11 protein-coding genes and 1 pseudogene are annotated in these 13392 nt (G+C 68.7%); 6 read left to right on the top strand and 6 right to left on the bottom strand.

Translation table 11 applies throughout. The annotated features are described in order from the left end of the window. Positions 1 to 266 precede the first annotated feature (266 nt). The 5 genes and pseudogenes from ABZV38_RS11245 to ABZV38_RS11225 all read right to left on the bottom strand — a co-directional run bounded on the left by ABZV38_RS11245 (position 267) and on the right by ABZV38_RS11225 (position 4834). Positions 267 to 961 (bottom strand): annotated as a pseudogene (locus tag ABZV38_RS11245) (hypothetical protein). 303 nt (positions 962 to 1264) lie between these two features. Continuing rightward, a complete protein-coding gene (locus tag ABZV38_RS11240) occupies positions 1265 to 1984 on the bottom strand; it encodes an ABC transporter permease subunit (protein ID WP_356326520.1) in 720 nt (239 codons plus the stop codon). A gap of 30 nt (positions 1985 to 2014) precedes the next feature. Then, positions 2015 to 2926 carry an ABC transporter ATP-binding protein gene (locus tag ABZV38_RS11235; protein WP_356326519.1) on the bottom strand — a complete coding sequence of 304 codons (912 nt, stop codon included), beginning with the start codon at positions 2924 to 2926 and terminating at the stop codon, positions 2015 to 2017. Further along, complete coding sequence (locus ABZV38_RS11230) at positions 2923 to 3831, bottom strand: ABC transporter permease (protein WP_356326518.1); 909 nt, start codon at positions 3829 to 3831, stop codon at positions 2923 to 2925. Before ABZV38_RS11230 ends, ABZV38_RS11235 begins: the two co-directional genes overlap by 4 nt. Next, on the bottom strand, positions 3821 to 4834 hold the full coding sequence (locus ABZV38_RS11225; RefSeq protein WP_356326595.1) for an ABC transporter ATP-binding protein: 1014 nt from the start codon (positions 4832 to 4834) through the stop codon (positions 3821 to 3823). The genes ABZV38_RS11230 and ABZV38_RS11225 overlap by 11 nt, the downstream gene beginning before the upstream one ends. 286 nt (positions 4835 to 5120) lie before the next feature. On the opposite strand from ABZV38_RS11225, the gene ABZV38_RS11220 reads away from it, so the two are divergent. The 6 genes from ABZV38_RS11220 (at position 5121) to ABZV38_RS11195 (ending at position 11638) form a co-directional block, all read left to right on the top strand. Further along, positions 5121 to 5972 carry a M24 family metallopeptidase gene (locus ABZV38_RS11220; protein ID WP_356326517.1) on the top strand — a complete coding sequence of 284 codons (852 nt, stop codon included), beginning with the start codon at positions 5121 to 5123 and terminating at the stop codon, positions 5970 to 5972. Next, positions 5969 to 7750: an SDR family oxidoreductase gene (locus ABZV38_RS11215; protein ID WP_356326516.1), complete on the top strand. Its 1782-nt coding sequence runs from the start codon at positions 5969 to 5971 to the stop codon at positions 7748 to 7750. Before ABZV38_RS11220 ends, ABZV38_RS11215 begins: the two co-directional genes overlap by 4 nt. Next, positions 7747 to 8721, top strand: a complete 975-nt coding sequence (locus tag ABZV38_RS11210) for a MerR family transcriptional regulator (RefSeq protein WP_356326515.1) — start codon at positions 7747 to 7749, stop codon at positions 8719 to 8721. Before ABZV38_RS11215 ends, ABZV38_RS11210 begins: the two co-directional genes overlap by 4 nt. Before the next feature lie 147 nt (positions 8722 to 8868). Further along, the gene (locus tag ABZV38_RS11205) at positions 8869 to 9411 is read left to right on the top strand and encodes an RNA 2'-phosphotransferase (protein WP_356326514.1); all 543 of its coding nucleotides are present in this window, start codon (positions 8869 to 8871) and stop codon (positions 9409 to 9411) included. A gap of 264 nt (positions 9412 to 9675) precedes the next feature. Continuing rightward, positions 9676 to 10572: an LLM class flavin-dependent oxidoreductase gene (locus ABZV38_RS11200; RefSeq protein ID WP_356326513.1), complete on the top strand. Its 897-nt coding sequence runs from the start codon at positions 9676 to 9678 to the stop codon at positions 10570 to 10572. A 184-nt stretch (positions 10573 to 10756) separates the two neighbouring features. Beyond that, the gene (locus ABZV38_RS11195; protein ID WP_356326594.1) at positions 10757 to 11638 is read left to right on the top strand and encodes a Cof-type HAD-IIB family hydrolase; all 882 of its coding nucleotides are present in this window, start codon (positions 10757 to 10759) and stop codon (positions 11636 to 11638) included. Between the two features lie 44 nt (positions 11639 to 11682). On the opposite strand, the gene ABZV38_RS11190 is transcribed toward ABZV38_RS11195, so the two are convergent. Further along, on the bottom strand, positions 11683 to 13392 hold the full coding sequence (locus tag ABZV38_RS11190) for a GAF domain-containing protein (RefSeq protein ID WP_356326512.1): 1710 nt from the start codon (positions 13390 to 13392) through the stop codon (positions 11683 to 11685).

Genomic DNA, 13392 nt, shown 5'->3' with positions numbered 1-13392 from the left:
AGCGGCTCGGCGGAGTGAGGTGATGGTTACTCCGGCGCCTGCTCCGGGCTGCCCTGCTGGGAACTCGACGGACTCGGACTCTCGGTCATCGTCGCGCTCCTCTCCCGGTCCTGTGGCGTGCACGTCCTCAACCACTGTGCCCGGGGCGGACCTTGTCCGCCACCTAATATTCGAGCGCCGGCCACGGCCCCGGCCGGGGTGGCTCGCGGCCCGCGACCGGCCGGTACGGGTTCCGGCCGGGGCGGACCGCGAGCGTCGGTCAGGGATCAGCGGCGCTTACGACGGCGTCGCAGATCCTTGAGCTGAAGGACGAAGTCGTCCATCCGGGCATCGATACGGACGATGTCCTCGGACATGTCTCCGAGCCGGACGCTCATGGCCCCGACGACCCGGTTCGTGGCCTCGAGCCTCCGGTCGAGGCTGTCGAGCCGGTGCGACATCCGGTTGAGGACCGGCCCGAGTTCGTGGAGAGCGCTGCCGACTCCGGCGAGGCAACTCTCGACCCGGGTGACGCGCCGATCGAGCGAGGCGTATCCCGCACGCAGGGCCTGCCAGGCGTCGAGCAGGTAGGTACGGACGCATCGGGCGATGTCGCTGTCGCGAAGAAGCATCGCGACATTGAGCACGGTCTGCGGGAGTAGAGGGTGAGTTGAGTGGCCGCCTGTGGATAACTCTCAACCTCCCCACCTTCCCATAGGGACATCATGTCCCTATGGAAATTCCGCAGCTCAGCGCCTCGCAACAGCGTGAGGCCGCTCTCCTCCATCTCACCTCGATGGCGCTGGGTCACCTTTTTGATGACCTCTGTGGATACTTCGAAGTAGAGAGCCACGTCCTCTGTGCGGACGTGAATTCCGTCTGGGAGCATGACAAGGCTCTTCACCTTGTCGAGGACGTCGACGCGCCCCATCTGCTCGACGCGCAGCGCGCGAGATTCGAGCAGAGCGACTTCCGTGGGCATGGACATGCCTTCCGATGGTGAAACCGACGATGGACAGCCCTGTCCCCGGGCTTCAGAGGCGGAGGACGCTCACGGTTGCCACTCACCCAATGACCGACCCGGCGGGTGTTCCCTCACCGGCATCGGCAATCCTTGATTTCACGAAAGCCACGACGCCACAGATTCCAGTTGCCTCCACGCCCCCTGCCCAACGAACCGATAACCGTACAGTCACGCGTGCGACTGTCCGACATGCGGCAACCCCCGCCCACCGGACGAGGGTTGCCGCATATGACGCGCGAAGAGATTCCGAGGGGCTCCCGCTCACTCCTCGCCGGCGAGCTTCAGCGTGCGCAGCTTCTGGCCCGCGTACCAGGTGGCGAGCACCGTGACTGTCGCCAGCAGAACCGTCGCGAGCGGCAGTCCGACATCGGAGGTGATCGCGCCTTCCCCGCCGACCTTCTCGGCGAGCGCGAGCGACCACTGCTGAACGCTGAGCGTGCGCGCCCCCGGCACCAGGCTGCCGAAGAGGGCCTCCCACACCAGGGCGTAGACCAGGCCGAGGACCACCGCGTGCCTGCTGACCGTGCCGAGCAGCAGGAACAGCGCGCTGTACGCGATCGAGGCGACGAGCGCCGCGATCGTGTACGCCACCGCGATCTGCTGGCCGTTGCCATTGAGGATCATGCCCGCGACGAATGTCGGCAGGGCGGAGAAGGCCATGGTCACGGCGATCGCCACGATCAGCTTGGTGAAGATGATCGTCGGCCGTGTCACCGGCTTGGCCAGCAGATAGACGATCGATCCGTCGTCGATCTCCGGGCCGATGGCCCCCGTACCGGCGATCACACCGATCAGCGGCACCATCGTGGCTAGGGCGAAACCGCCCAGTACATCGGCGGCGACCTGGTCATCGGCCCCGGCGAACATCCGTACCGCCACGGCGATGACGATCAGCAGCGCGGGCAGGACAAAGAGGATCGCGGCCCGGCGCCGGCCGAGCAGGGCCCGGTAGGTGAGCCGGGCGACTGTGGGGTTGTACATGACGCTTCACAGCTCCTTTCAGGCCGCTACTCAGGCCGCTACGAGATAGGAAAAGACCGATTCGAGGGACTCGTCGGACGGCGAGACGGTCAGCAGACGGATGCCGTGTTCACGCGCGACCTTCGGCAGCAGCGCGGTGAATCGTCCGAAGTCGACCGCCTGGATCCGCAGGGCCTGCTCGCCCAGGTCGACTTCGATCCCGGCCGTCGACGGGTCGGCGATGAGCGCGGCAGCGAGTGCCCGGTCGTCGCTGGACCGCACGAGATAGCGGTGCGGGCGGTCCGTCATCAGCCGGCGGATCTTCCGGAAGTCACCGGACGCGGCATGCCGTCCAGCCACGATCACTTCGATGTGCGAGGCGAGTTGCTCGACCTCTTCGAGAATGTGGGAGGAGAACAGGACGGTACGGCCCTCAGCGCCCATCCGCCGCAGAAGCTCCATCAGCTGCATCCGCTGGCGCGGGTCCATCCCGTTGAACGGCTCGTCGAGGAGCAGCACCGACGGCTCGTGAACCAGCGCGGACGCCATCTTCACGCGCTGGCGCATGCCCTTGCTGTACGTGGAGATCTTGCGGTCCTGTGCGCACTCCATCTCGACCGTGGCCAGCGCCTTGCGCGCCGCTGCATCGCCGAGTCCGTGCAGTTCCGCATTGGCGACGACGAATTCGCGGCCGGTGAGGAAGTCGTACATCCCCTCCCGCTCCGGCACGATGCCGATCTGCCGGTACACCGCCTCGTTGCGCCAGATCAGTGCGCCGTCCAACGTGACCTTGCCCGTCGACGGCGCGAGAAACCCGGCCATCATGTTGATCAGTGTGGACTTCCCCGCGCCGTTGGGGCCGAGCAGCCCGGTCACGCCGGGGCCCACGGTCATGCTGACGTCGTTGACGGCGACCACATTGCCGAACCAGCGCGAGGTGTGGTCGATCTCGATGGTGGTCACAGCCCGACCCTCCGGTAGCGGCGCATCAGTACGGCGTACGAGCCGGCGACGAGCGCGAGAACAACGATCAGATACACCACACCTGTCCCGGCGCCCGGCCCTCCCCCTCCGGGGAAGTGGGAAGTGGCACCGAGGAATGCGGTCTGAACGCCGCCGATCAGCGTGATGGGCGAGAAGAGTCCCAGCCACTGTGCGGCGCCCGCCGAGCCCGTCTCCCAGGCGATGGCCTGGACCGTGGAGACCGCTCCGTACGAGATGGTCAGGACGGCGATCACCGCCGCCACACCGAAACCGCGACGTGGTGTCAGCGCGGCGACGACCAGGCCGAGCCCGGCGAAGAGCACGGAGAGCAGCGCCACCGACGCCACCCCCTGTCCGAACCACTTGGTCTGGTCGGCGAAGTCGAACTTCGCCAGCAGGGCGCCCACGTACATCACCAGCAGCGGTGTCACCGTGAGGATGAACAGGGCGGATGCCATGGCTGCGTACTTGGCGACGACATAGTCGACCCGTTCGATGGGGCGCGAGAAGTACAGGGGGACACTCTTGAAGCGGAGGTCCCGGGAGACGGACTGCGGTGCCTGCGAAGCGATGAAGAGGCCGATGACGGCCTGCAGATAGATCGCAAAGTCCGTGTACTTCATCATGAGCTTCGTCGCGTCGGGCGCGACCATCGCGACGGCCACGGTGATCAGCGCGACCATGCACATCACACCGAAGAGCAGCATCGGCAGCACCTTGGACTTGGCGGAGCGGCCCAGTCCGAAGGAGCCCCGCAGGGACTGCGAGTAGAGCGAGCGGCGGGCATAGCCGCGGCCCAGGCGCGGGCCGTCGTAGGCGCGGTACCCGATGTTGTGGATCCGGGTGTTGTCGCTCCCGGTCACGGCCCCGGTCTCAGTGCTCATCGCGACCGCTTCCCTTCTGCTGTGCGGCGCCGGCCAGGGCTGTCTCCGCGGCCTGGGCGGTGCCTTCGGTACGGAAGACCTCGGCGATGTGGTGGCGTCGCTGTTCCATCCGTACGAGTCCGAGCCCGAGCCCGGCGACGCTGTCGCGGACGACGTCGTACGTCTCCTCGCCCGTGGCCTCGATCAGCAGGATGTGACCGGCGCCGGGCAGGCCGTCCCCCTCGATTCCGTCGAGGCCCACGAGCTTCACGCCGGCTGCCGTCAGCGTCCGGCGCAGCGCGTCCGTGCCGTCCGGGTGGGCGTCGCTGTCGGTGACCTCAACCGCGAGGGTCGTGGTGATCTGGGTGAAATCACTGGTGGAGCTGGAGCGCAGCAACGCGCCGCCGTCGATGACGACGACATGGTCGCAGGTGCGCTCCAGCTCGCCCAGGAGGTGCGAGGTCACCAGGACCGAGATACCGAAGTCGGTGTGGACACGACGGATCAGGCCGAGCATCTCGTCCCGCCCGACCGGGTCCAGCCCGTTGGTCGGCTCGTCCAGGAGGACCAGCTGCGGGTCGTGGACCAGCGCCTGAGCCAGCTTCACCCGCTGCTTCATGCCGGTCGAGTAGCCACCGATGGGGCGGTAGCGCTCCTCGTACAGCCCCACGTGGCGCAGGGTGTCGGCGGTGCGCTCGCGCGCCGCCGCCGGCGGCAGTCCGGACATCCGCGCCATGTGGACGACGAACTCGGTGGCCGAGACGTCCGGCGGCAGGCAGTCGTGCTCGGGCATGTAGCCGACCCGTTCCCGGATGGCGGCGCCACTGGTGGCGACGTCCAGCCCGAGCACGGCGGCCCGGCCTTCGGTGGCGGGGGACAGACCCAGCAGGATCTTGATCAGTGTGGACTTGCCGGCTCCATTGGCACCCACCAGGCCGGTTACACCGGGCCCGATGTCCAGGGAGAGCCGGTCAAGAGCGGTCACCCGGGGGAACCGCTTGCTCAAGCTTTCGGTCGCGATCACAGTCACGTATTCGAAGGTAGTGGCGCGGGCCACACCAGTCGTCAGACCAGGCGGTTGGATCCGCGTCAGACTCCAGTCGTACGGACCCGTAGGGGAGCCCCACGAAGGAGGACAGCAGAGCGCGACGAAAGTAAGGGACGGAGCCGGGGACGGACCGGTTCAGGACGTGCTCGTGGAGTTGTCCACAGGTCTGCGCACACCCCTTGACGTAGCCGCCGGTCATTGTCACATTCATCAGTGTCACGTTACGAGCACGTACCGCACACGGCATGGGACGGACGGTGGCATGGCCTCACCGGTGAAGGACGGAACGGCCCCGGAGCTCCAGGGGTTCAGAGAGGTGCAGCGCCTCGCGTACGCATGCGCGGAGGCGGTCGCCGCCCGGCTCGAACCGGGCGTGACGGAGCGCGAGGCAGCCCGGATGCAGCGGGAGTGGCTGCGCGGGCGCGGGGTGCGGGACTGGTTCCATCTCCCGTTCGCCTGGTTCGGTGACCGCACGGCGTTCGCCGGATTCAAGGTGCCGCTGCAGTTCTTCCCGACCAACCGGAAGCTGGAGCCGGGGATGCCGTTCATTCTCGACATGGCTCCGGTACACAAGGGGTTCACGGCGGACATCGGATACTCCGGCTGTCTCGGGCTCAACCCGCTGCACGACAAGCTCCTCGCCGATCTGGAGGCCCACCGCGCGCTGATTCTGGGCGAGGTGCGCGAGCGGCGTTCGCTGCGCGAGATCTATGAGGACGTCGAGCGCCTGATGATCAGGCAGGGGTACGCCAACAGGCATCGCGCGTACCCCTTCGGAGTCATCGCTCACAAGATCGACCGGGTCGCCGAGCGCCGTTGGTCCCCGCGTGTCTTCGGGTTCGGTGCGCAGTCGCTCAAGGGGCTGGTCAGCGATGCACTGCACGGGCACCGGGACGGCTGGTCGCCGCTGTGGAGTCCGTACAGCTTCTCCGACCATCCGCCGCAGCCGGGGCTGTGGGCGGTCGAGCCCCATCTCGGATTCCGGGGCACAGGAGCCAAGTTCGAGGAGATCCTGGTCGTCACCGACTCCAAGGACCCCGAGCAGAGCGCCTTCTGGCTGGACGACGATCTGCCGCATGTGCGGCGCTGGGCCGAGGAGAGGGTGGCGGCGTGAGTCTGCAGGATCTGCCGGGGATTCGCGAACGCAGGGTGAGTACGGGCGGGATCGAGTTGTGCGTTGCCGAGCTGGGCGACGAGACGCGTCCCACGGTCGTGCTCGTGCACGGTTACCCGGACAGCAAGGAAGTCTGGACAGAGGTCGCGGCGCAGTTGGCCGAGCTGTGGCATGTCGTGCTGTACGACGTGCGCGGACACGGCCGGTCGACGGCTCCGTCGCCGCTGCGTGGCGGGTTCACGCTGGAGAAGCTGACCGACGACTTCCTGGCCGTGGCCGACGCGGTGAGCCCGGACCGGCCGGTGCATCTGGTCGGGCACGACTGGGGTTCGGTCCAGTCCTGGGAGTTCGCGACGGTCACACGCACCGAGGGCCGGATCGCATCCTTCACGTCGATGTCGGGGCCCTCCCTGGACCACTTCGGACACTGGATCAAGCAGCGGATGTCCCGGCCCACCCCGCGCCGGGTCGGCCAGCTGCTCGGCCAGGGCGCCAAGTCCTGGTATGTCTACATGCTGCACACTCCGGTGCTGCCGGAGCTGGCCTGGCGCGGTCCGCTCGGCAAGCGGTGGCCCCGGATACTGCAGCGGCTGGAGAGCGTGCCCGCCGGCGACTACCCGACGCCGTCTCTGCCGAACGACGCGGCGCACGGCGCCTGGCTCTACCGCGACAACGTCCGTGCCCGGCTGCGCAGGCCGCGCGAAGACGCATTCGCGCATGTGCCGGTCCAGCTGATCACACCGACCGGTGACATTTTCCTCTCGGAGCGGCTCTACGACCAACTGGAGCTGTGGGTACCGCACTTGGTACGCCGCTCCCTGCCGGCCAAGCACTGGGCGCCGCGCACCCGGCCGGACCAGCTGGCTTCCTGGATCAGCGAGTTCGTGGCCGGCATCGAGTCGGCCCAGGAGGGCGGGCGGCCGCTCCAGAACCCCGCACCGACCGGGGCGCACGCGGGCCGGTTCGGCGGGCAGCTGGTGCTGGTGACAGGGGCGGCCGGCGGTATCGGACGGGCCACGGCGTTCGCCTTCGCCGAGGCCGGCGCCCGAGTGGTGGCCGTGGACCGGGACGCGGAAGGGGCGGCCAGAACAGCCGAGATGGCCCGTCTGATCGGCTCCCCTGCGGCCTGGGGCGAGGCGGTCGACGTCGGCGACGAGCAGGCGATGGAGAAGCTTGCCGAGAAGGTCGCCGCCGAGTACGGCATCGTCGACGTCCTGGTGAACAACGCCGGGATCGGGCTGTCGGGCTCCTTCCTGGATACCACGAGCGAGGACTGGAAGAACGTCCTCGACGTCAATCTGTGGGGAGTCATCCACGGCTGCCGGTTCTTCGGCAAGCAGATGGCCGAGCGCGGCCAGGGCGGCCATATCGTCAACACCGCATCGGCCGCCGCGTATCAGCCGTCCCGGGCACTGTCCGCGTACAGCACCTCCAAGGCGGCCGTGCTGATGCTCAGCGAGTGCCTGCGGGCCGAACTGGCCGAGCGCTCGATCGGGGTCAGCGCAATCTGCCCCGGCATCGTGAACACCAACATCACTGCGACGACGCACTTCGCCGGGGCCGACGCCGCCGAGGAGACGCGGCTGCAGAAGCGGACCAGCCGGCTGTACGGGCTGCGCAACTACCCGCCGGAGAAGGTCGCCGACGCGATCATCGAGGCCGTGGTGCACAACCGGGCCGTGGCGCCGGTGACACCGGAGGCCCGCGCCGCCCGGTTCCTGTCCAGGTTCAGCCCCGGCGCGCTGCGTGGGATCGCCCGGCTGAAGCCGCCGCTGTGAGCGGGCAGGGACCGTCGGCGGTAACGGTCCGGTCCGCCGCCGAGTACCGGATCGAGGACCTGGCGCATGCGACCGGCGCCACGGTCCGCACGATCCGGGCCTACCAGGACCGAGGACTGCTGCCGACACCGGAGCGGCGCGGCCGGGCCAATGTGTACGGGGACACGCATCTCGCCCGGCTCCGGCAGATCTCCGACCTGCTGGACCGCGGTTACACGCTGGCCAGCATCAAGGAACTACTGGAGGCGTGGGACGCGGGCCGCGGTCTCGGCGGGGTGCTCGGGCTCGTTGCCGAGGTGCACGGGCCCTGGACGGACGAACAGGCCGACCGGATCACCCGGGACGAGCTGCACAGAAAGTTCGGCGGCGTGCAGGACGACCAGGCGGTCGCCGAGGCGGTCGAGCTCGGTGTGCTCGAACCGATCCCGGGCCGGCGCGACGAATTCCTGGTTCCGAGTCCGCAAGAGCTCTCGGTAGCGGTCGAGTTGCACGGAGCGGGCGTACCGCTGACCGCAATCTCCGGTCATCTGAGGGAACTTCGCGGCCAGGTCGAGCACATCGCCTCTCGTTTCCTTGAGTTCACCACAGAGCATGTGTTCGCCCGCTATCTCGGGCATCGTCCGCCGACGGACGCGGACGCGTCCGAGGCCGCCGAGCTCGTGCGGCGGCTCCGCCCGCTGGCCCAGCAGACGGTGGGTGCGGAACTGGCGCGCGCCATGCGGACGTTCGCCACCCGCCATCTGCAGCATCACCTCGGCGCCGACACGCCACCCGGATCGGATCCCTCTGCGGGCGATCCTCGTCCCGTACTGCTGCCGCCGGAGACAATGCGGGCTGTTCAGGAGCTCGTTGGACCGCAGAACGTCGCGGCCTTCGTTGCGGCAGCCACCGAACGCGAGGTTCAGGCACGGACATTGGATACACTTGCCGCATCGCGCGGTAAATGCAACCAAGTTGATCAAATGGGTTGATTACGCGGTCACTTGTCCACAGAATCGCCAAATTGCTTGTGGATAACACGAGTTGGCTGTGGATCAAACCTGTGGACGAAAATCGCTGGTGCGAATCCTGAGCAAATCCGGATGCGCCGACGAGATCGTCACGGGCACTCTTGCGGGATGGATGAAAGACGCACCGTCAAGGTGTCCAAATACCTTTCGAAACACCTTCGGCATCAACCGGAGCGGATCGGCATCACTCTCGATGCGAACGGCTGGGTGCCGATCGACGAACTGCTCCGGGCCACGGCCCGGCACAACTTCCCCATCACCCGGGCCGAGCTCGACCACGTCGTCGCGGTCAACGACAAACAGCGCTACGCCATCGAAGGCGACCGCATCCGTGCGAGCCAGGGCCACACCGTCCCGGTGGACCTCGATCTGCCGCCGGCCGAGCCGCCCGCGTACCTCTACCACGGCACGGTGGGCCGCGCCCTGGACGCGATCCGTACCGAGGGTCTGCGCCCCATGAACCGGCGCCACGTCCATCTCTCGCCCGACCGCGAGACGGCGACCCGTGTCGGCGCCCGGCGTGGCCGCCCCGTCGTCCTCTCCGTGGACGCGGCCGCGATGCACCGAGCGGGCCACGTCTTCTACGTCAGCGCGAACGGGGTCTGGCTCACGGAGGCGGTACCACCCGAGTTCCTGCGCTTCCCCGGCTGAATCACCGCCGACGGCATCGAGCTCCCCGACGTCTCGCGCGACGCCGTGCCCACCTCTCCGAGGTCGGTCCACACCGGGATGACCATGTGAGGGGCAAGGCCTCTCCGCCTGACCGGTGGCCGATCGTGCCGCTGCCCGGCGCCGAGACCTGCACGGCGCTCGTACTGCGCGGAACTCTGTCGCCCTGGCTCAACCGCAGCGTCCGTCGTCAAGGGTTGTGATGCACTGTTTTGTCCGCAGCACGTCCACCGTATGGTCGTAGTTATGCGTCTAAGCACTGTAATTCTGCCGATCCACCGCTGGAGCGACGGCCGGAAGGTCTGGCAGCGTGCCGAGGAGCTGGGGTTCCACGCCGCGTACACATATGACCATCTGGCCTGGCGGACCTTCCGAGACGGACCGTGGTTCGGTGCGGTTCCGACCCTGACGGCCGCGGCCGCCGTCACCGAGCGGATGCGTCTGGGCACCCTTGTCACGTCCCCCAATTTCCGGCACCCGGTGACCTTGGCCAAGGACCTCATCACGCTGGACGACGTCTCCGACGGACGTATCACCCTCGGCATAGGCGCAGGCGGCAACGGTTTCGACGCCACAACACTACGCAGGAGCGACGAGGAGCCGTGGACCCCGCGCGAACGCGCCGACCACTTCGCCGAGTTCGTACCGCTGCTCGACCGGCTGCTGCGGGAGCCGTCCGTCACGCACGAGGGCGAGCTCTACGTGGCGAACGAGGCGCGGAACATCCCCGGCTGTGTGCAGCGGCCGCGGCTGCCCTTCGCAGTGGCCGCCACCGGGCCGCGCGGGCTGAAGCTCGCCGCGGAGTACGGCCAGGCGTGGGTCACCACCGGAGACCCCAGGCTGTTCGAGACGGGCACCCCGGAGCAGTCCGTGGAGGCCATCCGCGGGCAGATCACCAAGCTCGGCACGGCCTGCGACGCCGTCGGCCGGGATGTCGCCGAGCTGGACAAGATCCTGCTCACGGGCTTCACCCCGGACCGCCCGCTGAAGTCGTTCGACGCATTCGTGGACTTCGCGGGCACCCACTTCGAGCTGGGCTTCACGGAGATCGTCATCCACTCGCCGATCGCGGACTCCGACTTCGCGGCGGACGAGAAGGTCTTCGAGCGAATCGCCACAGAGGGCCTGTCCCAGCTCCGCTGACCGCACCGGCCACCTGCTGACCGCTCTCTCCGACGCCCGCTGACCGGGCACACGCGCTGCCGACATCGCGACAGCGGTCCGCCCCTGACATATGCCCCAGGCATTTTCCCCAGCTCAGGGGCGCGCATCCTCAAATGCGCGCCCCTCCGCACACCCGTGCGCTCCGGTACGGGAGAATGGCTTGGTGACCTCAGCTATCGCTTCGCCTCTGCCTGCCGTTCCCCGGCTGATTGCAACCGATCTGGACGGCACTCTGCTGCGCGACGACAAAACCGTCTCGGACCGCACGGTCGCGGCACTCGCCGCGGCCGAGGAGGCCGGGATCGAGGTCTTCTTCGTCACCGGCCGCCCGGCCCGCTGGATGGATGTCGTCAGCGACCATGTCCATGGCCACGGTCTGGCGATCTGCGCGAACGGCGCCGCGGTCGCCGATCTGCACGCGGACGGCAAGCTGGTCAAGGTCCGGCCGCTGGAACGCGACGTCGCCCTCGATGTCGTCCACACCCTGCGCGCGGCCGCCCCCGGCACCTCGTTCGCCGTGGAGCTGACCACCGGCATCCACTACGAACCGTCCTACCCGCCGTTCCACCTCGACCCGGGTGCCACCGTCGCCATCGCCGAAAAACTGCTCCACGAAGAGGTCCCGGGCTCGGGCGCCCCCGTACTGAAGCTCCTCGCGCACCACGCTGAACTGGCACCGGACGACTTCCTCGAAGTGGCTCGCACCGCAGCCGGTGACCGGGCGTCCTTCACCCGGTCGAGCCCCACGTCCCTGCTGGAAATCAGCGGCCCCGGTGTCTCCAAGGCCAGCACGCTGGCGCTCTGCTGCGCCGAGCGCGGCATCTCGCCCGCCGAGGTCGTCGCCTTCGGGGACATGCCGAACGACGTGGAGATGCTGAGCTGGGCGGGCACCTCGTACGCGATGGGCAACGCCCACCCCGCAGCGCTGGCCGCCGCCTCCGGCCGGACCATCACCAACAACGAGGACGGTGTCGCGGTCGTCATCGAGCGGCTCGTCGCCGAGCGGCTCGTCGCCGAGCGCAGCAAGCGCCGCGGCAAAGGCTGAACGCCGATCGTCCCAGGGCCCGCCCGAACGCCGAGGGCCGGCCGTCACAGCGGTGCTTCCCACACCACCGTCGTGCCGCCCCCGTTCTCCCCGATGCCCGGCCCGAACCAGCTCTCCCCGCCCAGCGATTCCGCCCGGCGCGCCAGGTTCCGCAGCCCGCTGCGCCGGCCGCCCTCCGGGATGCCCACCCCGTCGTCGGCGACCGACAGACGTACCGCGTCCCGTCCGTCGGGCAGCGTGGCGGTCGCATCGACGACCACGTCGATCAGGGACGCCCCGGCATGCCGGAAGGCGTTCGACAGCGCCTCCCGCAACGCCGCGATCAGGTTCTTGCCGGTCAGCTCGCCGACCAGGGAGTCGATCGGACCGAGGAAGCGGTGCGACGGCTTGAAGCCGAGGGGGACGGCCGCCATGTTGATCTCGCGCAGGACGCGGGTGCGCAGCCCGGACGGCGCCTCGGCCGGTTCCTGCTGCAGCGCGAAGATCGCGGTACGGATCTCCTGAATGGTCACGTCCAGTTCGTCGACCGCTCGGCCGACGCCGGTCCGCACCTCGGGCACGACCGACCGGCGCTGGGCACTCTCCAGCATCATCCCCGTGGCGAACAGCCGCTGAATGACAAGATCGTGCAGGTCGCGGGCGATCCGGTCGCGGTCCTCGTACACCGCCAGCCGCTCCCGGTCCCGCTGCGCCTCGGCCATCATCAGCGCAAGTGCGGCCTGCGAGGCGAACTGTGTGGCCAGTGTCCGTTCGGTCTCGGTGAACGGCCGGTCACCCCGGGCTCGCGGGGTGGCGAGCGCGCCGAGCACCCGTCCGCCGCTGTGCAGCGGCAGCAGCATGCTCGGGCCGAACCGGTGGTGGGCAGGTCTGGTGACCATACGGAAGTCGGTGGCCGCATCGTCCATAAAGACCGCCTCGCCAGAGAGCAGCTTCGCCACCATCGGGTTCTCCGGGCCGATGATCGCCCCGAGCGAGACGGACGGGTCGTCGGCGGATACGGCGACGACTTCCAGCCCGCCCTCCTCGGCCGGAAGGAGCACGATCCCCGCGGCGGAGGCGGCGAGCTGGCGGGCCTGTTCGGCGACGACGGCGAGGGCGTCTTCGGCGTCGCCGCCGGACAGCAGTGCGGTGGTCACGGCCACCGATCCGTCGATCCACCGCTCGCGCTGGCGGGCCGCCTCGTAGAGCCGGGCGTTGCCGATGGCGATCCCGGCCTCCGTGGCGAGCACCCGCACCATGTGCAGGTCGTAGTCGGTGAACTCGCCCCCGCCGTCCTTCTCGGCCAGATAGAGGTTGCCGAAGATCTCGCCCTGCACCCGGATCGGGATGCCGAGGAAGGTCCGCATCGGGGGATGGCCGGGCGGAAATCCGGCAAACCTCGGATCGGCTGCCAGATCGGCGAGCTTCACGGGGACCGGGTCGTGGAGCAGTGCGCCGAGCAGCCCCCGGTGTCCGCCGGGCCAGTGCCCGATCGCGGCTTCCACCTCTGGCGGCACCCCGTGTGTGAGGAAGTCGGAGAGCTCCTTGCCGCCCTCCTCGACGACTCCGATGGCGGCGTACCTGGCGTGGGCGAGTTCGGCGGCGGTCTCGCAGATCCGATCGAGGGTGGAGTGCAGTTCGAGCCCGGTGCCGACGGAGCGCATTGCTTCCAGCAGCTGTGGGACGCGGGCGGTGAGCTCGGTGGACAGGCCCTGCAGGCTGCGGGTCGCCTGCGTTGCGGCTTCGAGTGAGTCCTTCGGGTCCTGCTCTGCCAT

This window comes from Streptomyces sp. NPDC005181, assembly GCF_040608395.1.
Classification (GTDB): domain Bacteria; phylum Actinomycetota; class Actinomycetes; order Streptomycetales; family Streptomycetaceae; genus Streptomyces.
The sequence above is the reverse complement of the archived record's forward strand: the minus strand, read 5'-3'. Positions and strand labels throughout refer to the sequence as shown.